We start from the raw sequence: 21,599 nt of genomic DNA on the forward strand, positions 1-21,599 counted from the left end.
TGCTAAGTTTTACACGCTCTCTGTTTCGGATTGTTGAGGCTTTTAATAGCCGCTCTAGCGACTTCCTTATGGACCTCAACACCATTCTGTTTGCAGTTGTGATGATAGGTGTCGCAGGTTTTATTATTTTTGAGGCTGTGAAGTCAATTTCAGAAGAATTTGATTTTGAAATTCCCTCAATTGGCTTTCCAAAGTTAGCTCTTCCAAAGTTCTCTTCAGCAAAAGTGGACGTCTTGACTCAACAAGGAACTTTCCGCCACAATTTTTGATATGGAGTTTGTATGGCTAAGTCAGTATCGATAAGGCTATAGACGCAAATAGATCACCCTGTCAGCAATGGCGAGCTTTCTTGCTATCCCTACAAGAACAATTAATGTCTAAAATATTTCTTAAATAAGTGATCTATGGCATGATAATTCGTCATCAGATTTTAAGCTTATAGGATTGATACGGCCTGACAACCCGAAGATTGATGTACTTGTATTAGACCCTATCTAGATCAGCATTGATGGATTTAATTTTAATGGTATCATGCAAAAAGATTAAGTAATCTTTTCCTCGCTTTCCGCAATGTCAGTTCTAACTAGGGCAATTGCATTAGAATTGCTACAGCTTGGGCTAGAGGTCGATATACCAGTTGCTTATACTTCAATTGCTGATAATGCATTTTTACACGAATCGATAACAGGCGTTATTATTCCCAATAGTGTTGTCACAATTGGTGATTACGCATTTTACGGAAGCAGTCTGGAAAGCGTTGAAATAGGCATTGGAGTCCCTATGATTGGCGATTATGCCTTCGCAGATGCTTATATAACGAGTGTCATTATTCCTGATAGTATAACCACGATTCCCGTGGGTGCTTTCTGGAGCAACGAAATCAGCAGTGTTGAATTTGGAAATAGTGTAACTATAATTGGCGACGAGGCATTCGAACATAATAATCTAACTAGTGTTGATATACCAGATAGTGTCGTCACGATTGGCAAAGAAGCATTTAGCGAGAATCAATTAACAAGCGTCAATATTGGTAATAGCGTGATCACAATTGGCGACGAGGCATTCGATCAAAATTACCTGACCAGTGTTGATATACCAGATAGTGTCGTCACGATTGGCTTTGAGGCATTTACATACAATAACCTGGAAACGGTTAGGATAGGAAATAGTGTTACTATCATTGAAGAAGATGCATTCGAGTACAACCAATTATCCAATATTGTTATCCCGGATAGTGTTATTACGATTGGCAAAGAGGCATTTAAATACAATAACCTGGCAACGGTTGAGATAGGAAATAATGTTACTACTATTGACGCAGAGGCGTTCGAGTATAACGATCTAACCAGTATTGTTCTCCCAAATAGTGTAATCGAGATTGGCGATGAGGCATTCAAGGATAATGATCTAACCAATGTTCTGATTCCACGAAGCGTTACCACTATCGGCGATGCTGCATTTGCAAACAATCCGTTAGAGACAATAGCAATTCATAGATCTTCGAGGCTTGATCTTTCTGAATACGAAGCAGATGGTGTTAAGATTATTACGTATCCAAAGATTTTTGAGGTTATTCCTGTCGATAAAGACGAGTCTAAAGAAATTACTGGTAGCGGTAGTGATGACCTCCTCCAAGGCGCGGATAGCTCCGATGTTATAAAAGGTGGCGCTGGTAACGATTACCTCAAGGCAAAAGATAACAACGACATCCTCATTGGTGGATCTGGAAATGACTCGCTGTATGGAGGTAAGGATAACGATGAGCTGATTGGTGGATCTGGTGATGACACCCTTGGTGGTGGCAAAGGAGATGACATCCTGACGGGTGGTTCAGATGCTGATACTTTCAAAATCTCGAAGGGTGATGATGTTATCCGCGATTTCTCTATTGCTCAGAATGATCGTATTGACGTTAATGGCTATAACTTGCAGTTCATTCAGGATGGCAGCAGCCTTTTGATCAGTGATGCTGAAAATGATGTTCTAACGACTGTGCTCAATCTCAATCGTGATGACCTTCTGGCTTCGCAGCCTGAATTGGTGGGCTAAAAGGCTATACAAGACCCTCAAGGGGAAAGCATGGGGCGTTGTTGTCGCTATTGACCAGACTCAGTAGATGAGAGATGGCGTTCCCGTTACCTACAAGTTTAAAAACGTCTCTGTAAGCTAGTGATATAACTACCCCCGTTGGTACGGCTTTTACGAAACTGAATCCCACACACAGCCTTCAAGTCCTTAGACCACATCACTAGAGTTTACTGAATTTAGAACCATGAGATGGCAATTACTTACACACCAATGGAGAAACTCGAATTTGGTTTGAGGTGGGAGAGTATACGTCTTGCTTATTTCGAGTCTCTTGGATGGGAAGCCAGAACCAAAGAACAGACAAGGGTGATCGAGAAAATCCAACTTCAATTGAATGAGCTTTATAGTGGTTCGTAATATTTCCAAGATATCTGTGACAGGAATAATCAGATTGACGGTGCTTCTTAGTTGTCTGCTATTAGGAGCCTGTTCAACGGGTCCAATCAAGAGCAATTCTGGTCCTGATATTCTTCGAGATTGTGCTCGCCTCATTGCTATGCAGGGTATACCTGACGAACAGATATCCTCCCGTCGTCGGGAACTCGCCTTGACAATCCTCAAAAGAGAGGACCTTGGGCATGCAGGAAATACAGTCAACAAACCATTCTATGCCTTCCAATTCTGTCGTGCCTATCTGGGTTTGCCATTACTTCGTGTGAGAGCTAATCCACTAAAGGGACAACCATTGGAGCTCTAGACCTAATCCAACCCCCGACAAAACCTAAAACACTCCACCCCGTCAGCAATGACGGGGTTTTTGCTGAAATGTTGTTTATTGACGCCACCTAGAACTGTGATGTCTATCTGGGACATTGAAGCCCGCAAGTGATGACCAAAACTGAATCGGACGCGCATGCCATGCACCGGTGACCATCACAGCGATGGATGCGGTGTTGCTGAGCAGGGTGCTGTTGAAGCGCTTGGGGTGATGGCTGCTAAGCGCAGACGCAAGGCAAGCCAAGGGGAGATTGAAGAGAAGGCTTTGGCGATCGGTCGCTGGAGTTGGCTGAAACAGCTGGCGGAGTTAGAGGCCCGCAACCATTCACAACAAGAGAACTGCACGGCCCGTAGGCAATGCAGGGAGTTTCTGGAAGGGTGGCTAGGGCTCGATTGATTGGGTGGCGTAATCAAGCCTTATTGGGCTTACGCACAGTCAAACAGTCGCAATCGGTATTACGCCAAAATCACTCGTTGATAAACTCTGTTGTAGGCATGCCTTCGACAGAAGCAACTGTCACCCAAACAATGGTTGGTTCCTTCCCAACATTGTCAACATAATGAGGCTCATTGGCGCCTTCAACAAATGCCTCGCCGGGCTTGAAAATAGTTTTAATTTCAGTCCCGTCAGGCGGGACTCGAGTATTAAGCAAAGAGCCAGATCTCACATCTTGCACATAAACCATCATTGGAGCTGAGTGAGTATGAAGAGGAATCTTTCATCCAGCAGAAATTTCAACCCGGTAATGGCGCAACTCTGGTTTGCCTGCAGTGTACTTAAAAGCAGTTCCGTTCAGAGTCTCAGAACTAATGAAAACATCTTAAATTGAAGGTTTTGTTGAAGTGGACGACGTTTCGGCTTCTTTATTAGGACTACATGCGGCCAATGCCAGGGCAAGGGTGCCGAATGCGAGAAGGCGCTTCATCCAAGTAGAGATGCTGGCTTAATTCTGACCTAAACAGTCGCAACAAGCATTACGGAAAGTCACCGCCGCCAGCCTTTTCTCAGCATCTTGTCCAAAGCCGCCATGGCGTCATGGCGAAGCATTCGCCTACGGGTTTGCGGCACTGATGGAAGTGGTAGAACAGCAAGCGGCTGATAGGGGCGATGGTACTGGCTCGCATGGACGCCGAATCGTTGTCAACGCGAGCCGAATTCCCAGGTCGTTGTCAACGTCTTGTCAACGGACTGGATTCAGCCACTTGACGCAACCACCAAGAACAACTGGGTTGGAACGATTTAGGGCGAATCAAAAGCAATAAAGCCAGTTCCATCGTTCAAGTCACCCACCAGGTGGACACCATTGTTCCGGAGATGCAGCGCGTGCTGTTTCTTACCCAGAGAACCATCGTGGGCGACGGCAATCCCCGTGAAATGCTGCGGCCGACCGCGTTGAGTGAGCTGTTCCAAACCCCGCTCAACGTGGTCGAGCCAATGGGTTTCGCCAGGTCCTTCCCGGGTAGCCCCAAAAGCAGCACCCTGCTCTGCTAGGGATGAGTGCCAGTACCTGCACCCTCCATGGCAACGGCAGAACAGAAAAAGACCATCACCAAAAAACGCCTCCAGGAGCTGCGCAACCAGTGCCGTGACCACTACAACGTGGTGGCCGATGGTGTCCTTCCCGACGGTGCAGATGTAAGAGTCACCATGGGCAGGCTGCAGGAGCTGATCGAACTGCTGGATGGCAAAGCCAAATGGGATGACGCCGAAGCCTCCTGAATCGTCCCGCACAATGCAGGACGATCAGGATTACCGCGAGCCGTGGGACCAGGCTGGTTCCACGGAAGCGACCTCGAGGCAGGGGCCTGCCATGGAGGAGTTTCACTTCCGTGAAGCCGGCGTCCAGCGGTTCAACGACATCTACGACTGGGACGACGACGACCACTGATCAACAGATCAGAGACGCCGGAGCACCCCCTGCCCAGGGGCCAGGAGGAAGGCAAGAATGAACTGTGCGGTCTGCACCAGCACGATGCAACCGGCGGTGGAACTGTCGGTCCAGTAGCTGATGAACACCCCCAGAACGCTGGAGAGAATGCTGCTGCTCACCGCCAGAAGAGTCATCCGGTCAAAGCGATCGGTGAGCAGGTAAGCCGTGGCACCGGGGGTCACCAGCATGGCCACCACCAAGATGATGCCTACGGTCTGTAGGCCGGCGACAGCGGCCAGGGAAAGAAGCCCCAGCAGCATGTAGTGCAGGAGCCCGGTGTTGATCCCAATGGATCGGGCATGGGTGGGGTCAAAGCAGAAGAGCATGAGATCCCGCCGGAACAGCAGCAATACCCCCAGAACTAGAGAGGAAATCACAAGGGTCTGGCGTACATCCCCGGCCGAGATGCCCAAGACATTGCCGAACAGGATGTGGGTGAGATCGATGTTGCTTCGGGTCTTCGAAATGAGCACGAGACCCAGGGCGAAGAAACCGGTGAAGACAAGGCCGATGACGGTGTCTTCCTTCACCCGCGACTTTTGCTTGACAAAGCCGATGGCAGCAACAGAACCGACACCGAAGACGAACGCCCCCAGTGAAAAGGGCAGGCCAAGGGCGTAGGCAACAACAACGCCGGGAAGGACGGCATGGGAGACGGCATCGCCCATCAGCGCCCATCCCTTCAGAGTCATGAAGCAGGACAACAGCCCACAAACGCCCCCAACCAGGGCACTGATCAATAGCGCCTTGACCATGAAGGCGTGACTGAGGGGTTCCAGCAAGAGCTCCATCGGATCAGTATGGGCGCGCTGCAGCCGGTTCGATGCCACGCGCCTCTACCCAGAACGCTCGTCCTGCTTTGCGCCGACTGCCCACCCGCGCCAGCCGGATCGTTCAGGACGTGGTCAGCGGGGTGCTGCCCTTGCTCTTCCGTAGTCAAGGGCTGGAAATCAGCAGTGGCGATGCGTCAGAGGGTCTGGCAAGAGCCTTTGCAGCACAGCAGTCGGGAGCTTGCAATCTTCTGATTGCATTCCGCCACCCCAGCACCCGCGATCCGCTGGTGCTAGCGGATCTGTTCTGGAACCGTGTACCCAGAGCGGCACGGCAGCACCATCTGCACCTGGCACGCCCCATCCTGCTGCGGTTTCTCTACGACCGCGGCATTCCGATCTGGGCTGGCCCGGTGATCGGTTGGCTGCTGCAACGCAGTGGCGGCATCGCGATCCATCGCGGCCGGTTGGACCGCCCGGCCCTCGCCCAGGCGCGTGCGGCTCTCGTTCAGGGGCGCTACCCCCTGGTGGTGGCGCCGGAAGGAGCGACGAACAATCTCTCCGGTGAGATGGCTCCCTTGGAACCGGGGGTCGCCCAACTGGCCTTCTGGGCTGCTGAGGATCTGGAGAAAGCAGGCGACTCAAGGCAACTGGAGGTGTTGCCTGTGGGGATTCAGTACAGCTGGAGGAAGCACAACTGGGGGGCCCTCGATGCTCGGTTGAATGCCCTGGAACGCCACCTGGGCATTCCCACCGCCGCCGCCTACCAAGGGAATCCCGAGACAACCCGACGAGAACGGCTGATTCAGATCGGTATGAATCTGCTCAAAGCCCTTGAGCAACTTGAGCGGCTGAAGCCAGATCCAGAAAAGTCTTTCAGCGAACGGATTGGGGCCTATCGCCTGCATGGCCTGGCCAAAGCCGAAGCCCATTTCGGTTTGCATGCCGTCGGCAATCTGCAGGAGCGTTGCCGTCGGATCGAACAAGCCGCATGGGATCGGATCTACAGGGACGGTGTTGATCAGCTCCCTCCCCTGGAGCGAAGTCTGGCGGACTGGGAGGCTCGGGAAGCCGATCTCCAACTCACACGCATGCGACTGGTGGAGCATTTCACCAGCGTGAGTGGTCACTACATCAGCGATCGGTCCGCCTTTGACCGCTTTGCTGAAATGTTGCTTCTGGTGGAAGAGGCGATTGGCTGGATCGAAGACAAGCCTTGGAAAGGGCAGCCGAGCCTCGGACCACAGCGCGTGGAACTGCGGCTTGGGCGAGCCTTACCGGTCAGACCAAGACTGAACGGGTACCTCAGGAACCGACGCGAGTCCATGCAGCTGTTCATGCAGGACCTGGAGCAGGCTCTCATCGAGGTCATGCCCGACACTGCTCTCTGACAGCGCTCACCATGCTCAACGCCTACCTGTTCTGTCTCCTTGCCGGGATGGTGCTGATCAGCCTCTCCCTGAACGATGACGGTGGCGTCGATGGCGAAGGGGGACAGCTCAGTCTGCTGTTCAGCACACCTTTCTGGTCGTTTGGATTAACCGGCTTTGGCTTGTGCGGACTCCTGATCCAACTTCTGGTGCGCGACAGTTCTGGCTGGCCCACCAGCCTGATTGCCCTGAGTCTGGGCTGCTGTATGGGTCTGGCGGCGACGCGCCTGCTACGGCTGATCGGCCGACAGGAAGCCGACAGCCTGGTGCGCAGCGACGACTTGATCGGCTTGGAGGGGGTGGTGACCTTGGCGATGGACGCCGAGCAGCGCGGTTTCGTGGAGTTGTCGGTTCGGGGAACTTTTTTGCGGAGACCTGCGCTGAGTTGCAAAGGAGCTCTGGCAGTCAACACAAGGGTGATTGTGGTCGCCAGCGACAACCACACACTGCGTGTTGAGACCCTTCAACCGCCAGCGTTGTGATGGTCGATCTGGAACACGGTCGCTATGCCAGGAATGGATCTCAAAAAAGCGGATGCAGAAGCAACTGTTCCAGGCTCAGACCGGACCTCCATCTGTTCAGTTCAGCAACCGCAATCAAGGTGAGTTAATCATCGGGGGAGCCGGCGTTGTGCTGGTCACCCTTGTGGCTCTAAACCTGATCAGCCGCTGGATGATCCGCATCTGCCGGCCCAACGAAATGCTCGTGGTCACCGGTTCACGCTCAAACCAGGGGCAGGGAACGAAGGGCTATCGCGTGGTTGCCAATGGTGGCTGGACCTTCGTGAAACCGATCCTGGAAACGGCACGGCGCATGGATGTGACGCTGCTGCCGGTTGTTGTTGAGGTGAGCAACGCCTACTCCCATGGCGGTACTCCCCTCAACATTCAGGCGATTGCCAATGTGAAGGTGAGCACGGATCCTGAGATCCGCAACAACGCCATTGAACGATTTCTCGGCCATCACCAAGACGAGATCGTGCAGGTTGCCAAGGAAAACCTAGAAGGCAACCTTCGCAGCGTGCTTGCTCAGCTGACACCCGAGCAGGTGAATGAAGACCGACTGAGATTCGCCGAACAGATCGCTGACGACGTCGGTTCAGACATGCGGCGGCTTGGCCTTCAGCTCGACACCCTCAAGATTCAGAGCGTTTCGGACGACGTCGACTACCTGAACTCGATCAGCCGTCGACGCGTTGCCCAGATCGTGCGAGACGCCGAGATTGCCGAGGCGGAAGCAATCGGTCAGGCCGAACGGGTGGAAGCGGAAATGGAAGAGGTAGCCGAGGTCGTGCGCACCGAGGCTGAGACCACCGTGCTGCAAAAAGACAACGCCGTCCGAACCAAAATCGCGGAGATGGAAAAGAAGGCGCGATCCGAAGAAGAACGCACGGCTGCGGCTGAACTCGAGGCGCAAGCCAAAGCTGAACAGAAACTGCAGCAGGTTCGTGCCCAATTGGAGCGGCTGCGGCTGCAGGCTGAGGAGGTTCTTCCTGCCCAGGCCAATCAACAGGCCAAGGAACTACGAGCCAGGGGCCGGGCCGCCGCTACGGCTGAAGATGTGAAAGCCAGCGCGCTGGTGAATGATCTGCTCACCGAGGTGTGGGACGAGGCTGGCAACACCGCGGAACTGGTATTTCTTCTGCAGCAAATTGAGATGGTGCTGAACCAGGCAACGCAACTGCCCAGCCGCATTCAGCTCAAGCGGATCACCACGCTGGACGGGAACGACGCCTCCAGCCTGGCCAGCCTTGTGGAGCTCAACCATCGGGTGGTGCGTCAATTCTTCGATCAGGTGCATCAGATCCTCGGCATTGATCTGCTGGCCACCTTGAGCAACAGCACCACCACTCGTACTTCAGGAGATTTCTGATGTTCTTCGCCATCGGCCTCACCGGTGCTGCCGGCCTCTGGGCCTTCATCATCCTGCTACGCCAGCTCTATTACATCTGTCAGCCCAGCGAGGTGTTGATCTTCGCCGGACTGCGACGCAGCACCGGCAGCGGCCAATCCGTGGGATACCGCACGGTTCGAGGCGGCAGCGCCTTGCGGATTCCCGTTCTGGAGGAAGTCATGCGGCTGGATCTGAGCAACATGATCATCGATTTACGTGTGGAAAATGCCTACTCCAAAGGAGGCATTCCATTGAACGTCTCCGGTGTGGCGAACATCAAGATCTCCGGAGATGAACCCGGGATCCATAACGCAATCGAACGTCTGATCGGCAAAAGCCAAGAGCAGATACGACACATTGCTAAGGAAACCCTGGAAGGAAATCTGCGCGGGGTGATGTCGAGTCTGACCCCGGAACAATTGAATGAAGACAAGATCACGTTTGCCCGAACGCTGCTGGAGGAAGCCGAAGACGACCTTCAACGGCTAGGGCTGGTTCTGGACACCCTGCAGATTCAGAACATCTCTGATGATGTTCGCTATCTCGATTCCATTGGCCGTAAGCAACTGGTGGAGTTGAAGCGGGATTCGCGCATCGCCGAAGCGGAAGCCACCTCCCAGTCGGCTGTGCAACAGGCGGAAAACAAACGCATGACGGACCTACGCCGCCTTGACAAGGACCTGGCGGTCGCCACCGCAAATGCGGACAAGCGCACCACCGACGCCCTCACCAGACGGGCAGCACTGGTCGCAGAAGTTGAAGCGAGCGTGGGGGCAGAACTGGCCCGCGCTGAAGCTGAACTCCCCGTACAAACCGAACGGATCAAGCAGGTGACCGAACAGCTGCAGGCCGACATCGTCGCGCCGGCGGAATCGGAGTGTCAGACGATGATGGCGGAGGCGAAAGGGGAGGCCGCAACGATCATTGAACAGGGCCGTTCCCAGGCGGAAGGCCTGCGGGATCTGGTGGAATCGCTGAAGCGTTCCGGGGATGACGCCAAGCGCCTGTTCCTGCTCCAGAAGCTGGAGCCACTACTAAAAATGCTCAGCGATACCGTTCAGCCGGTTGAGGTAGAGGAGGTCAGCCTGATCGGAGAGAAAGAAGGAGGCACAACCCTCACGATCGCCACGCTGCTCAAACAGTTGCAGCAGTCAACCGGTTTGAAGCTGCCGGTGCAGCCAACCGAAACGGGAGCCAACACCGACTAAACAGAGAGGTCTTTAATCAGAACGTCTCTTCGGGGGAGCTGTTTCCGGTGAGCAGATCCGGCGGAACTCCCCCGAAGGTCAAGGCGAGGTTCTCAGGAGTGAACACTTCCGAGGTTTCCCCATAGGCGAGGACGGTCTTATTGATCAAAACGACCAGGTCGCAAAAATCACGGACGTGGCCCAGGTCATGGGTGGAGATCAAAATCGTGCGGCCTTCATCCCGGAACTGAAGAAACAGCTGAGCCATCAGCTGCTCGGTTCGAACATCAACCCCATTGAACGGCTCGTCCAGCAGCAGCACATCAGCGCGCTGGGCGATCGCCCGCGCCAGAAACGTGCGCTTGCGCTGTCCACCCGAAAGGGTGCCGAGAGGACGCTCCGCCAGATCGAGCAGATCGACCCGAGTCAGGGCATCCCGTACGGCCACGCGATCCGAGCTGCGGGGAATCCGCAGCAGATTCATCGAGCCGTAACGGCCCATCATCACCACGTCCCAAACCGACACTGGGAACTGGGCATCCACACCCTCACTCTGGGGGACGTAGGCCACCGATTGATGGCGCTGAGCATCAGCCACACTGCTGCCGTTGATCCGAATCCGGCCACGCGAGGGGCGAACAAACCCAGTCAGGGCTTTGAAGAACGTCGACTTCCCCGCACCATTCATCCCCACCAGACCACAGATGCAACCCGCGGGGAGATGCAGGCTGGCGTCGTACAAGGCAACAGTGCCGTTGTAGTCAACACACAGCTGGTCGGCCTCGATACGCATCAGCGGTTGCTCTCGGACAGGTCCAGGCCCTTGCGAATTAGACCAACATTGTGCCGTTGCAGGTCCAACAGGGTGGGCGCTGGCCCGTCCGGGGATGAGAGTGAATCCACATAAAAAGTTCCGCCGAATCGGGCACCTGCAGCAGCCGCCACTTCCCGTTGGGCTTTATCGCTCACGGTGCTTTCACAAAAGATGGTCGGAACCTGTCGCTCTCGCACGGTGTTGATCAACCGTGCCATGCGTTTTGGGGTGATCTGGCTTTCAGCATTCACCGGCCAGAGATACGCCTCCTCAAGCCCATAGTCCGCTGCCAGATACGTGAAGGCCCCTTCGCAACTCACCAGCAAACGTTGTTGTGAAGGAAGCGCAGCAATCACCGTCCGCAATTCGTCATCAAGAGCCTGAAGCTTGGCTTTGTAAGCCGTTGCATTGGAGGCGTAGACCTCCGCACCAGCTGGATCGAGTTGTGTAAAAGCCCGCTGCAGATGATCCACATACAGCATGGCGCGCTGGGGTGACATCCAGGCATGGGGATTGGGTTTCCCCGCATAGGCATCTTCTGCAATGAGCAGAGGATCCATGCCGTCCGAGAGTGTGATCGTGGGAACATCCCCAGCTGCGGCGGTGAAGCGCCGGGCCCACAACTCCAGACCCAGTCCGTTCTCCACAATCAGATCTGCGTTGCTGGCTCGCTCGATATCACTGGGGGTGGGTTGGTAGCCGTGAATTTCAGCGCCAGGCTTGACGATTGAGGCCACCTGCAACCGATCACCAGCCACATTCCTGGCCAGATCTGCCAGCACCGTGAAGGTGGTGAGCACCTGCGGCCGCGAATCGGTTGCGCGCTCCTGGTCTTGGTTGCGGCAGGACGCAAGCAGAACGCTCACCATGACCAGCAGCAACACCACCGAACGCTTCAAGTCGAACAGCTTCAACGAAGACTGACCTGGCTTGCTCAAGAATCGCATTGGCCGGTCCTAAAGCAGCTGGTGCAGTGGCCGTAAAACGCTGCAACGAAGCGATGCAATCGCCAAAGGGAACGCTGCAGGCAGAAAAACGCGCCAGGATCACAGAAACCACGGTGAAACCTTGCGCAGGCCCGAGCGAGTGGAGGTGATCTTGCGACGCCTCAACGAGCAGTACCCGGAAACACCGATTCCCCTGGATCACAGCGATCCATTCACGCTGCTGATTGCTGTGCTGCTGAGTGCACAGTGCACCGACAAGAAAGTGAATGAGGTCACACCGGCGCTTTTTGCCGCGGGCCCCACCCCAGCAGCCATGGCGGCACTTGAAGATGAACAGATCCTCGGTTTCATCCGTCAGCTCGGGCTGGCCAAGACCAAGGCCAAAAATGTGCGTCGTCTCGCGCAGATTCTGGTCACGACCTATGACGGCGATGTCCCCCGGAGTTTTGAGGAGCTTGAGGCATTACCTGGTGTGGGACATAAGACAGCCAGTGTGGTGATGGCCCAAGCCTTTGGCGTACCCGCATTCCCCGTCGACACCCACATACACCGGCTGGCCCAGCGATGGGGCTTGAGCGACGGAAGCAATGTGACTCGCACAGAAGAGGATCTAAAGCGCCTCTTTCCGAAGGAGCACTGGAACCGCTTACACCTTCAGATCATCTTCTGGGGGCGCGAGTTCTGTACAGCACGGGGCTGCGACGGAACTGTCTGCTCGATGTGCCATGAGCTCTATCCGAAGCGGCGCCGTCCAGTGATCACCCGCAAACCCTGATCAAGACAGATGCTCTTCGGCGTTGGCCTTGATCACACAATCAGCGGTGGGATAGCTCACGCAAAGCAAAGCAAACCCCTGGCCGATCTGTTCATCATCCAGAAAACTCTGATCGGTCTGATCAACCGAGCCACTCACCAGGCGACCGGCACATGTTGAACATGCTCCGGCACGGCAGGAATAGGGCAGATCGACACCAGCTTCTTCTGCCGCATCGAGGATGTAGACGTCATCAGGGCATGAAAAGCTGGTGCCACCCTCGATGCTGATGTTGTAAGAGGCCATGACTCTGAAGGTCCTGATTGCTTGATAGCTGGATCAGACGATCCGTGCCAAAAGACAGCGCCTCCTCTCAATTCGAGATGCTCCACGACGTGTTGCATCAACCCAGAAACCAGCACTTTCGTAATAGTACAAGTAAACTAATCAAGACTAATGCCTGCTGAGGGCTCAACCTCTCCGACGCGCCACAGCCCCGCAGCCCAGGAGCCAATCTTTTTATCCGTCAGAGCAGGAATGACCGTGATCTGCGGCAGCACCGACTCCGACGACTGGTGGATGGCCGACGTGATTCACGTCGACGGCGGCGCCAGGGATCCAAGGATTCCAACCTTGTTCCAGGTGGCTGACGTGGATTCAGGGGCGATCCGCTGGGTCTGCGCCGACCTGGTCACCCACATCGTTCCCGACAGCTGAGCAAAGCCGAGAGCCGCAATCGGATCGAGCCCGTCACGCGAATTCGCCTAGGGTCTCACACCCGTCTCAGAAGCCTCATGCTGAAAGCCTTGTTCTCACTGGTTTTTGCGGCAGTGATGTGGGTGCAGGTGCCGCAATGGCAACCAGATTGGTCCCAATGCTCTGTCGACACCCCGGACGTGGATTGTCACTGGTACATCACGGCACCAGACAACACCTTCGGAGAAGGGTTTAGCTGGGAGAACGCAGCTTGGTTCAGCGCCGAAGGCTTGCGGGATGTCGGGGAGCTGGACGACACGATGATGGCCATCCACAAGCAAGCAACTTCGAAAAGTTAGACCGCAGAGCCCCAGAGCAGGGAGCAAAAACAACCATTCACAATCCGTTGCAAAACTCCTAACCTCTTAACACAAGCCGTTTGAGCTCCTGTGACTGATTACACCTCCGCCATCGCCGCAGCTGTTGTCGTAACAGCAGTCCTCTCGGCAGCTGTCGTTTACGTACTAGCCCAACCAACCGACCTACCAGTCATCAAAAAGTCCCAGTCCCAGATCTGACGATGTCCATCGATGCCCGGTGCAAGGAACAGCAACAAACAGCCGATCGGATGTTTATGGACTTCAAATACACCGCACCTGGCTCGAAAGAGCAGGTGCGTGCTCTAACCACCCTGAGCTTCCTCCTCGGGATGTGGGCTGATTTCCTATCGGCTGAAGAAAAAAGAATGGCCAGCGCACTGGCCCTGGAAACAAACCGATGAATAACGGTCTAACTGCTTGAACTGAAGGCTGAAAAAAGAGAGGGAGATTCGGGAGCTGGAAGCAGTGATCGTTCAACATCCCTCAACGCACCGCGATCACCAACAGCGCTTAACCAATAGCGCTTCATCAAAGGTGTTGTTCTATGGATCAACGATGGGGGGGTGTGCTGATGGGCCTGCCCACATTTTGAACGTTCCTTGTGTATGGGAACACTTGACAACCACTTCTCAGCGCGATTAGTACTGACGTACTAGCAAAACGGTGATGGGAGAAGGCTGGTTGATCGACAGCGACGGCTACTGGATCTGGCGCTTCCACCGTGATCAGAAGGCATGGATCAACGAGCCGAAGATGTTCATCGACAGAGGCCGACGGATGCCAGAGGGCCCACCGCTGCTGAAGGAGCGCCGCCACCTTCGGAAGTCAGAGGCAGAACAGCTCTGGGCGTCATTGCAGACCCAGGGATGGAAACGGCTCGCATCGCCGGCCTGGGGCGACGCTATTGAGCTCTGACTTGATCTCATCAAATCAGATCGACAACCACAACCCACATGCACCAAAGGGAAGTGCCAGGCCCTTTACTCAAAGACAGGAACAGCCTCGAAGCAGATATCAACCTGGATCAACTTGGGGCCAACCTTGAGGGTGTCCATTAGCGATCCCACTGCACGCTTCCACTCGGCATCATTGTCTTGTGAGGAAAAACGCCTCACGGGGTGGAAACAAGGTCACACTCCCGAGAAGCGTTTCGAAACCCCTGCCTTCGGCGGGGTTTTTTTTTGCAACGCTGCGCAGTTACCTCAAGCGTTTCGCCACTTCTGATCCCTGACAAAATTTGTGCATGGATCCGACCTCGCCGGAAAAGGAAATCAACCGCATCGAGAGTGAACTTGATGCGACCAACCCGCCAGGAGGACATCCCCCTACGAAACCGGGCAAAAGAAGTGGTGGCCCACCTGGGAAGCCGGCCAGTAATTCACTGGATGCAGTTCTGGTCACCGCTCTGTTGCTGTTCGTCGTCTCAGCTGCATTGGTGTTTGCAGGCCGGCTCAGCAAAGACGAAAGAATGCAACTAACGGCTGGTTCCGTTGGAGCAGCCGTTGGTCTGTTGACTGGATATGGCATCGGCCGACTCAGGCCTTAAAGCGATAAGGGCAACAAGGTGGATAGGGTTCGCGGGCTCTAAGCCACACCCCAGATGAAGCGCTCCCCGAACCTTGCTTTTATCGGTGGCACCATCGTTCTCGCCGTGATGACCATGGCGGCTTTTGCAAACGTCGCCAATGCTGGCGGCTGCTCAAGAGACAAGTCTGCAGAGCCCACACGAGGGCAGCTTCACAAATAAAGACTCCTGAAACTGAAACCCCTGCCTATGGCGGGGGTTTCTTTTTGCCAGCAGGTCTTGACAGCCGCCAAGGAGACACCAATAATTTCTGTAGCAACAGCTACAAACGTTCACCCCGCTCCTGTGGGGCGCAGACACTCCAAGCCACGGAACGGGGACTTGGATTTCTTCGAGGAACATCCATGACTGCACTTCTCTATCGAGGCCACACCTACGCCGGAGCGACTACTGCTCCTAAGGCCTGCGTTGAACTCACTTACCGACGTGAGCACTACAACACTTGCCGGCAGGAACTCGTCCACGACAACCACCCCACTCTCACCTACCGGGGCGTTTCTTACACCAAGTAGTTCGAAACCTGTTGAATTATCGCCCCTGCCTTTGGCAGGGGTTTATTTGTGCAATTTTGCGTGGCCGACGATGATGCACCACCGGAGCGATTCGAACAGACAAATAGATTGCAAGGCCGACCCATAAGTGCGCAGACACGACCATATTTTAATAAAAGAGAACGGACTTGACCCCAGACGAAACTGAGATCAAATCACAGATCTCGTCGGACATCGCTCTGCCCGGCTTTCAGGTCTTCTTCCCGACCTGACTCCAAGATGATGGAGCGAAAGATCCAAATCTGTAGTGCCGTGGCGAGCACTATTCAGACATCCACAAATTCCATGCGACTTCTAAGTTTTCTGGTAGGGAAAGTGAAGTTACACGCTCGATGGGTGGCAGAGCGCAGCGGCAATACCAACTTCTACCAAACACCACTGTGAGGAATCAAAGAAACGATCCCGAAGTCAGTCCGAATATTCATGGTGTATGAACATTGCATGGCTTGTATGTGCTGAACGAGGTTTTCAGCATGTATTGCATCGAACGACAAGACAATGACTGTCAATGGAGGCGTGAAATTTGCTTTAAGACTGAGTTCAAGGCATTTGTCAACGCTCGCACCAAGTCCATGGCGACATTGGGGACATATCGCGTAGTCCATGCAAGTTGGGCCAATCAGGTGGTCGCCGAAGTGAATGGAATGGATCTGGTCAAAAAGAAAGAAAACCCAGAGTGACCACTCTGCAAATCCCCCCTGCAAGCCAAAAACTTGATGCTCCACGGCGATGGGGGTGTGGTCTGATTCGAGTGAATCTTTCGCTTCTGGTCGGAGATGAAGGAATCCGGCCCATAAGGACCCGTGGAATTGCACATCAAACCCGAACCGTCCTCCCTCAAAACCGGGGCTGCGCAGAGCATGAGCTGAACAGGGTGGGGGCCTTCGCCCTTCACCTGCACAAGCCAACTTCAAAAAAGAAATAAATTGAAATCGAGCCTGAACATCAGGTGCTCTTTCGGGTTGAGAAGTCAACCACGATTATTCAATTCTGCCCAGAACATCGCTCAAACCAAATTCGACGTCCCGAACAATGACGTCGGCACGGCGTTTCAAGGGATAGATGAAGCGCCGCTCAGCCGGGAGCATCTCCCGCAGCATCTGGCGAATCACATAAATCACTGGCCGATGGCGGTCGCGTACATCACGCCAAAGCCGCCTGATCAGCCTCTGCACAACGGGGGTCTCGATGTACACAACAAGCGAAATCGGCACAGCCTCCAGAAGCAGTTGCGGTCCGTAGGAGCCTTCAACCAGAATCAGATCGTAGGGCTGGTTCAACGGCCTGGAGCCAACCTTTCGGGCGCGCATGTCATAACTGCGCAAGGAATCAAGCTGTCGATAGCGAACAGCGCTCACCTGCAGTCGAAGCTGATCAGCATCGATGGCATCAACCGTGTCGAACCCATAGCGAGAGACGGAGGACCAGCCACTGCGGTAGTAGTCATCGCAGGCGATCAGAAGTGGATGACGCCCCCTAGCTCGAAGCTGCTCCTCCAGATGTGCAGCAAAGGTTGTCTTACCAGCTGCGGATGGACCGCAAATGCAAACCAGGGGAACTGCTCCGGACAAACGAAGTCCAAATCCATCCCCATGCTGGCAACAAATCCCACAAGGAAACGGCAGAACGGTAGCCGTTGTTACAGAACAGGCCTATAATGAACTCACGTTGAGCCTCTTCGGCAGGCCGCAGTCAGATTCACGCCAGGCAACGGGGGCGTGGACACCGGGCAAGAGAGAGATGAACACACTTCAACTGATCAAGGCACGGACTGTGCGCAATCAGGCCATCGAGACGGCCAGAACACAGATGGCCAGGGCCTTTCGCCATCAGGGCCATATCGACCGGGTGCACACGCCAGTGGGAGTCAAAGCCAAGGTGCTGCGCTATCGCGGCGTGACCTACCAACCGATCGATCCACAGCAACACCCAAGCGGTGGGCGCGAACTGCGCTACCGCGGTGTCAGCTACGACGTGTACTGATACCAACTTTCCAACCATGATTGAAGCGGGGGATCTCCCCCGCTTCAATCATGGCGGTTCTGGGTGACGAAAAACCATTGGCGCTATGTGCTGATCTCCGCTGCAGCAGTGGCCTTCAGCACAGCGGCTGGCCTGGAACCACCCCTGCGGCACCTGATCATCTTTGCGAGAGCAGGAACAAGCTTCAGCGCGAAACAGCTGTGTAGTGGCGTGTTGATGGCTGGAATGGATCCAGATCGGATGCTCAGCGAAGACCTGGCTGCCAGCAAGGGGCTGATTCAAACCAAGATCGACCAGACCGGTGGACGCGTTGAAGCCAGTGCCCTATTCGGATTGGTTCGTGCTGAAGCGGTTCAAAACGATGGAGATGGCTGCAGCCAACGGATCAACGGCAGACCCATCCCCCAGCCACCAAGCGAAGCAGCCCCTGTTTCAAAGGATCCCACCGCAACCGGTGAGCCGTGGCCCCTCGTTTCCACAGCCAGTGCAGAGCCACCGGCGATCGACAGCAAGGCGCTGAGCAAGGCTCTGAATCGCGCATTTCGCGAAGACGATCCACTCACTCCAAAACGAACCCGAGCTGTGGTGGTGGTGCAGAACGGATGGGTGATCGCTGAGCGCTACGCCAGAGGGATCGCTCCCGAGATGCCGCTGATCGGCTGGTCGATGAGCAAAAGCATCACCCATGCCCTAATCGGACTGGCCATCCGAGAGGGACATCTGGATCTGAAACGCCCACCGACCGTGCCCGAGTGGAGCGACCCGCAGGACCCTCGACAAGACATCACCCTGGATCAGCTCCTGAGAATGAACAGCGGGCTGGCCTTCGAGGAATCGACGGGAGAGCTGAACTCGGATCTGGTGCGGATGCTGACCCAGGAAGCAGACATGGCTCAGTTCGCCGCCAGCAAACCCCTGGCGAAGACACCCGGCAGAAAGTGGAGGTATTCATCCGGAACAACAAACATTCTCAGCCGGATCCTGAGACACGCCATCGACGACGATCAGCGTTACTGGAACTTTCCCTCACAACAGTTGTTCCGCCCCCTCGGCATGACGACGGCGGTTCTCGAAACCGACAACAGTGGAACCTTGGTTGGCTCGTCGTTGGTCTGGGCCAGCGCAAGAGATTGGGCGCGGTTTGGTCAGCTCTACTTGGATGACGGGAACTGGAACGGTCAGCAGCTTTTACCCCAGAACTGGGTCAGGCACGCCCGAACAGCAACACGAGGATCCAAGAAGGGGTACGGAGCACACTGGTGGCTCAGTCGGCGCAAATCTCGACATGATCTTCCCTCTGACAGCTTTTCAGCGGAGGGCTATCAGGGACAACTGCTCCTGATAGCCCCATCTCAGCGAGCTGTCGTCGTGCGCTTAGGACAAACGCCTAAAAAGCCAGGGTTTGATGCCAATGACTTTGGAGCTGACGTTCTCTCAGCCCTTCGCTGAGTCAAAACGCCAATGCTCAGTCCTGATCGCCGCCCTTGGGTACGAAAGCTTGTGATGCTGCGACGAGGAGACCGGTGATCAGCAAGGCCGGAAGGATGACAGTGGGACCGCCTTGAGCCGTCTGGGAGGCGAACAACAGCATGGTCTGGCAACAAAAACCAAAGAGCACACTGGCAGAACAGGAGACAAAGAGCGACTCCTGCAAACGTTTGTCGCAGAGACCTTCGATCAACACATCACAACGGGGAAGAGAAACAGCTCTCCCTGGACGGCATCGCAGCAGCGAACAGAAGTGGAAGACCTTGCACGAGGCTGCGACATCCCTGACGCCGCTGACGGGAACGCCTTGCGCGGACGGATCAAGGAGTGACGCATCCACTCATCAGCGCGAAATGTGGCGTAGGGAGAACTCGCAGACATGAGCAACAGAGCAGTACATCTGTTTTAGTGCGCATGTACTATTGCGTCAACCCTGGGGCTCTCCGCAACAATCACGGCACCATCCGTTCCTCGAAAAAATGACGCAACAGGATGCCTCCCTCGACAACCGTCTGAGCCGCATCGAAGCGCGGCTTTCCAAAATCGAGGAGGTCCTGTTCAACACAAGGACAGAAAAAGAACGGGAGACAATCGCCACCTTTCTTGCAGACGCTGATTCCATCACCGATCAACGACAGAAGCAGTGTTACGAAGAGTGGATCCACTACCTGAACAACAACCCTGAGGCCGTCGAGGCTCACCTCAGCGCCCATGAAACGGCAGCCCTGAAAGCCTCCATCAACGCCCAAGCGCCGAGCGATTCGTAGGGTTATACACAGCTTTTCCACAAGGGCTCTGCAAACAATCCCGACCAGGTCAATGGTTTCGGGAATCAGCGTGGAAAACAGCTCGCAGTGCCTTCCGAGCACAGACAGAATCCTCTGATCAGGTCTTGAGAATGCTGTGCTGGCAATACATTTGCCAGGTTTGCAGTGTCAGAAATCCTTGAACCCCATCGATGCGAAGCCAATCGCTCTGTGCTGTGCCCCAAAAGCAGATTCCTCAGCAGATCCAACGAGACGGTGATCAGACGCAACAATCACCTAGCAAATTGTGGAAAAACCAACACTTTTGTTGTGACTACTGCAGACGGCCAGGACACGTGCATTTCCGCGTCACCACCTCTCTCCAGACGAGCTGGATCCTGGTGTGCGAAACCTGCTGGCCGAAATTTCGAAATCAGGCTGGTTACCGCTACGGAGGAACACGCAAGTCGAACCGGCGAAAATGCCCACGGCCGTAACTGAGTTCACGCTCAGACCGGCTCGCATTGATGGTGAATCACCGTGCCACGACGTTCAAAAAATTCCGGTTCAGAAGCGTCAACCACACGCCACCACCAACGGCCATCGGTGTAACTGGGTGCTCCAGCATTGTTGGTGCGCGGAAGCTGCAAGACAAGATCCCCCCAGCGCACCAGAACACCGTCCCCGGGGAGGGTTCCCGCAGCGGAATTGGGAATGCCATCCGCCAAACCGGTGACATCAACAGCTCCCCGGGTGATTTCGACGCTGAGGCGATCCCCGTCACACATCCAATCGGCCCACGACGGCTGGGGGGAAACCAACAACCAACAGACCAGAAGCATCGCCAGACCAAGGCCCTTCGCGACAGAATTCAGCAATGCCCTTAACCCTCATCTACGACGGCGGATGCCCATTTTGTCGGGAATTCGCCTTACGCAGTGAACTCAAGGCTGGCATTACCAACCTGCGGATTGTTGACGGGCGCGCTGATCACAGCATCCGCCATGAGCTCAACGCCCTCGGGCTGCCTCTCAGGGACGGCGCCGTTCTGATCGAAGGCGAGCATCGTTGGCATGGAAGTGAAGCTATTGCGGAACTCAGCCGTCGCATGAAGCCCAGTGATCCTTTGCTGAGGTTGCTGTCAACGCTGTTCTGCGATGGGCAACGCTCAGCACTGGCCTACCCGGCCCTTTTGGCCGCCCGGCGGATCGCTCTGGCGACACGCGGGCTGAGCGTTGACCCGGATCAAGGGCTCCATAACTGAAGGAATGGGTCAAAAAACGGGTATCGCCATCGACAACGCTGCACTACCGTCAAAGGATCGGCTAAAGGTTTTCTTAAGCATCGACTCTGATCCCTTCGTTCCTGACGCGTTAAGCCATCAGCAACTCAGCGCCTTGCTGAGAGCGGCGATGGACACATCCGTCCTCCCTGAGGGAAAGCTCAGCGATGACGAACTGCTTCGGGCAGCCCTCACAGCCTGGGCTGATCAAACCCAGGAATTACTGCGTTGGATTGAAGGCCAGGGTGATGCCGTCAGCGATACAAGGACGCCAAAGCAAGTGATGGCTCTTGGAAGCTTCCGAACCCATTTGGTGATGGGTCTCAAAGCATTGCGCTACTCCGAAGGCTGAGACAG

The 21,599-nt window shown here is 55.0% G+C and carries 31 protein-coding genes; 22 read left to right on the forward strand and 9 right to left on the reverse strand.

What is annotated here, in order from left to right; genetic code table 11:
• The first annotated feature begins 68 nt into the window (after nt 1-68).
• The 3 genes from DXY30_RS07310 (at nt 69) to DXY30_RS07320 (ending at nt 3,202) form a co-directional block, all read left to right on the forward strand.
• Nucleotides 69-269 carry a hypothetical protein gene (locus DXY30_RS07310; protein WP_115094078.1) on the forward strand — a complete coding sequence of 67 codons (201 nt, stop codon included), beginning with the start codon at nt 69-71 and terminating at the stop codon, nt 267-269.
• A gap of 301 nt (nt 270-570) precedes the next feature.
• Complete coding sequence (locus tag DXY30_RS07315; protein WP_115094080.1) at nt 571-2,049, forward strand: leucine-rich repeat protein; 1,479 nt, start codon at nt 571-573, stop codon at nt 2,047-2,049.
• A gap of 892 nt (nt 2,050-2,941) precedes the next feature.
• On the forward strand, nt 2,942-3,202 hold the full coding sequence (locus DXY30_RS07320; protein WP_115094082.1) for a hypothetical protein: 261 nt from the start codon (nt 2,942-2,944) through the stop codon (nt 3,200-3,202).
• A gap of 70 nt (nt 3,203-3,272) precedes the next feature.
• Here DXY30_RS07320 and DXY30_RS14440 read toward each other — a convergent pair whose 3' ends face one another.
• Nucleotides 3,273-3,521, reverse strand: coding sequence for a cupin domain-containing protein (locus DXY30_RS14440; RefSeq protein ID WP_256359549.1), 249 nt, complete (start codon nt 3,519-3,521; stop codon nt 3,273-3,275).
• A gap of 578 nt (nt 3,522-4,099) precedes the next feature.
• Here DXY30_RS14440 and DXY30_RS07335 point away from each other — a divergent pair.
• From DXY30_RS07335 to DXY30_RS13600, 3 genes are read left to right on the forward strand one after another with little or no spacing between them, the layout of a single operon-like run.
• Nucleotides 4,100-4,297, forward strand: coding sequence for a hypothetical protein (locus tag DXY30_RS07335; RefSeq protein ID WP_115094085.1), 198 nt, complete (start codon nt 4,100-4,102; stop codon nt 4,295-4,297).
• 27 nt (nt 4,298-4,324) lie between these two features.
• Nucleotides 4,325-4,525, forward strand: coding sequence for a hypothetical protein (locus DXY30_RS07340; RefSeq protein ID WP_115021918.1), 201 nt, complete (start codon nt 4,325-4,327; stop codon nt 4,523-4,525).
• A 13-nt stretch (nt 4,526-4,538) separates the two neighbouring features.
• Entirely contained in the window at nt 4,539-4,694 is a 156-nt protein-coding gene (locus tag DXY30_RS13600) for a hypothetical protein (RefSeq protein ID WP_170951178.1), read from the forward strand.
• Nucleotides 4,695-4,702: 8 nt separating this feature from the next.
• Here the strand turns inward: DXY30_RS13600 and DXY30_RS07345 are convergent, their stop codons facing one another.
• Nucleotides 4,703-5,527, reverse strand: coding sequence for a metal ABC transporter permease (locus DXY30_RS07345; RefSeq protein WP_115094087.1), 825 nt, complete (start codon nt 5,525-5,527; stop codon nt 4,703-4,705).
• Between the two features lie 32 nt (nt 5,528-5,559).
• Here DXY30_RS07345 and DXY30_RS07350 point away from each other — a divergent pair, with 32 nt between their 5' ends.
• From DXY30_RS07350 to DXY30_RS07365, 4 genes are read left to right on the forward strand one after another with little or no spacing between them, the layout of a single operon-like run.
• On the forward strand, nt 5,560-6,897 hold the full coding sequence (locus tag DXY30_RS07350; protein WP_115094089.1) for a 1-acyl-sn-glycerol-3-phosphate acyltransferase: 1,338 nt from the start codon (nt 5,560-5,562) through the stop codon (nt 6,895-6,897).
• An 11-nt stretch (nt 6,898-6,908) separates the two neighbouring features.
• Nucleotides 6,909-7,418, forward strand: a complete 510-nt coding sequence (locus DXY30_RS07355; protein WP_115094091.1) for an NfeD family protein — start codon at nt 6,909-6,911, stop codon at nt 7,416-7,418.
• 52 nt (nt 7,419-7,470) lie between these two features.
• On the forward strand, nt 7,471-8,808 hold the full coding sequence (locus DXY30_RS07360; RefSeq protein WP_115094093.1) for a flotillin family protein: 1,338 nt from the start codon (nt 7,471-7,473) through the stop codon (nt 8,806-8,808).
• A complete protein-coding gene (locus tag DXY30_RS07365) occupies nt 8,808-10,037 on the forward strand; it encodes a flotillin family protein (protein WP_115094095.1) in 1,230 nt (409 codons plus the stop codon). Before DXY30_RS07360 ends, DXY30_RS07365 begins: the two co-directional genes overlap by 1 nt.
• A gap of 16 nt (nt 10,038-10,053) precedes the next feature.
• Here the strand turns inward: DXY30_RS07365 and DXY30_RS07370 are convergent, their stop codons facing one another.
• Together DXY30_RS07370 and DXY30_RS07375 are read right to left on the reverse strand one after the other, a co-directional pair.
• The gene (locus DXY30_RS07370) at nt 10,054-10,809 is read right to left on the reverse strand and encodes a metal ABC transporter ATP-binding protein (protein WP_115094097.1); all 756 of its coding nucleotides are present in this window, start codon (nt 10,807-10,809) and stop codon (nt 10,054-10,056) included.
• Nucleotides 10,809-11,699, reverse strand: coding sequence for a metal ABC transporter substrate-binding protein (locus DXY30_RS07375; protein ID WP_244281332.1), 891 nt, complete (start codon nt 11,697-11,699; stop codon nt 10,809-10,811). The genes DXY30_RS07370 and DXY30_RS07375 overlap by 1 nt, the downstream gene beginning before the upstream one ends.
• 199 nt (nt 11,700-11,898) lie before the next feature.
• Between DXY30_RS07375 and nth the strand changes: the two genes are divergently transcribed.
• A complete protein-coding gene (gene nth, locus DXY30_RS07380) occupies nt 11,899-12,552 on the forward strand; it encodes an endonuclease III (RefSeq protein WP_115094100.1) in 654 nt (217 codons plus the stop codon).
• On the opposite strand, the gene DXY30_RS07385 is transcribed toward nth, so the two are convergent.
• A complete protein-coding gene (locus DXY30_RS07385; protein WP_115094102.1) occupies nt 12,553-12,837 on the reverse strand; it encodes a 2Fe-2S iron-sulfur cluster-binding protein in 285 nt (94 codons plus the stop codon).
• Nucleotides 12,838-12,987: 150 nt separating this feature from the next.
• On the opposite strand from DXY30_RS07385, the gene DXY30_RS07390 reads away from it, so the two are divergent.
• The 6 genes from DXY30_RS07390 to DXY30_RS07415 all read left to right on the forward strand — a co-directional run bounded on the left by DXY30_RS07390 (nt 12,988) and on the right by DXY30_RS07415 (nt 15,704).
• A complete protein-coding gene (locus DXY30_RS07390) occupies nt 12,988-13,248 on the forward strand; it encodes a DUF3104 domain-containing protein (RefSeq protein WP_115094103.1) in 261 nt (86 codons plus the stop codon).
• A gap of 77 nt (nt 13,249-13,325) precedes the next feature.
• Nucleotides 13,326-13,586: a hypothetical protein gene (locus DXY30_RS07395; protein WP_115094104.1), complete on the forward strand. Its 261-nt coding sequence runs from the start codon at nt 13,326-13,328 to the stop codon at nt 13,584-13,586.
• 221 nt (nt 13,587-13,807) lie between these two features.
• Entirely contained in the window at nt 13,808-14,008 is a 201-nt protein-coding gene (locus DXY30_RS07400) for a hypothetical protein (RefSeq protein ID WP_115094105.1), read from the forward strand.
• 265 nt (nt 14,009-14,273) lie between these two features.
• The gene (locus tag DXY30_RS07405) at nt 14,274-14,522 is read left to right on the forward strand and encodes a DUF1651 domain-containing protein (RefSeq protein ID WP_115094106.1); all 249 of its coding nucleotides are present in this window, start codon (nt 14,274-14,276) and stop codon (nt 14,520-14,522) included.
• 328 nt (nt 14,523-14,850) lie between these two features.
• Nucleotides 14,851-15,153: a hypothetical protein gene (locus DXY30_RS07410; protein ID WP_115094107.1), complete on the forward strand. Its 303-nt coding sequence runs from the start codon at nt 14,851-14,853 to the stop codon at nt 15,151-15,153.
• A gap of 383 nt (nt 15,154-15,536) precedes the next feature.
• Complete coding sequence (locus DXY30_RS07415; RefSeq protein WP_115094108.1) at nt 15,537-15,704, forward strand: DUF4278 domain-containing protein; 168 nt, start codon at nt 15,537-15,539, stop codon at nt 15,702-15,704.
• A 404-nt stretch (nt 15,705-16,108) separates the two neighbouring features.
• Here the strand turns inward: DXY30_RS07415 and DXY30_RS14065 are convergent, their stop codons facing one another.
• Nucleotides 16,109-16,717, reverse strand: coding sequence for a hypothetical protein (locus DXY30_RS14065; RefSeq protein WP_170951179.1), 609 nt, complete (start codon nt 16,715-16,717; stop codon nt 16,109-16,111).
• A 6-nt stretch (nt 16,718-16,723) separates the two neighbouring features.
• Nucleotides 16,724-17,314, reverse strand: coding sequence for a uridine kinase (locus DXY30_RS07425; protein ID WP_115094109.1), 591 nt, complete (start codon nt 17,312-17,314; stop codon nt 16,724-16,726).
• Between the two features lie 169 nt (nt 17,315-17,483).
• Here DXY30_RS07425 and DXY30_RS07430 point away from each other — a divergent pair, with 169 nt between their 5' ends.
• Together DXY30_RS07430 and DXY30_RS07435 are read left to right on the forward strand one after the other, a co-directional pair.
• The gene (locus DXY30_RS07430; protein WP_170951180.1) at nt 17,484-17,726 is read left to right on the forward strand and encodes a hypothetical protein; all 243 of its coding nucleotides are present in this window, start codon (nt 17,484-17,486) and stop codon (nt 17,724-17,726) included.
• Nucleotides 17,727-17,789: 63 nt separating this feature from the next.
• Nucleotides 17,790-19,175 (forward strand): serine hydrolase, encoded by a 1,386-nt coding sequence (locus DXY30_RS07435; protein ID WP_244281319.1) that lies wholly within the window; start codon nt 17,790-17,792, stop codon nt 19,173-19,175.
• Nucleotides 19,176-19,191: 16 nt separating this feature from the next.
• Here the strand turns inward: DXY30_RS07435 and DXY30_RS07440 are convergent, their stop codons facing one another.
• Entirely contained in the window at nt 19,192-19,407 is a 216-nt protein-coding gene (locus DXY30_RS07440; RefSeq protein ID WP_137006814.1) for a hypothetical protein, read from the reverse strand.
• 286 nt (nt 19,408-19,693) lie between these two features.
• On the opposite strand from DXY30_RS07440, the gene DXY30_RS07445 reads away from it, so the two are divergent.
• The gene (locus DXY30_RS07445) at nt 19,694-19,981 is read left to right on the forward strand and encodes a hypothetical protein (protein WP_115094112.1); all 288 of its coding nucleotides are present in this window, start codon (nt 19,694-19,696) and stop codon (nt 19,979-19,981) included.
• A 488-nt stretch (nt 19,982-20,469) separates the two neighbouring features.
• Here DXY30_RS07445 and DXY30_RS07455 read toward each other — a convergent pair whose 3' ends face one another.
• A complete protein-coding gene (locus DXY30_RS07455) occupies nt 20,470-20,838 on the reverse strand; it encodes a hypothetical protein (protein ID WP_244281320.1) in 369 nt (122 codons plus the stop codon).
• On the opposite strand from DXY30_RS07455, the gene DXY30_RS07460 reads away from it, so the two are divergent.
• Both DXY30_RS07460 and DXY30_RS14445 read left to right on the forward strand, forming a co-directional pair.
• Nucleotides 20,838-21,224 (forward strand): DCC1-like thiol-disulfide oxidoreductase family protein, encoded by a 387-nt coding sequence (locus DXY30_RS07460; RefSeq protein WP_115094114.1) that lies wholly within the window; start codon nt 20,838-20,840, stop codon nt 21,222-21,224. The genes DXY30_RS07455 and DXY30_RS07460 overlap by 1 nt on opposite strands.
• A gap of 4 nt (nt 21,225-21,228) precedes the next feature.
• The gene (locus tag DXY30_RS14445; protein ID WP_244281322.1) at nt 21,229-21,594 is read left to right on the forward strand and encodes a hypothetical protein; all 366 of its coding nucleotides are present in this window, start codon (nt 21,229-21,231) and stop codon (nt 21,592-21,594) included.
• Nucleotides 21,595-21,599: the final 5 nt, after the last annotated feature.

The organism is Synechococcus sp. UW106 (assembly GCF_900474015.1).
GTDB lineage: Bacteria > Cyanobacteriota > Cyanobacteriia > PCC-6307 > Cyanobiaceae > Parasynechococcus.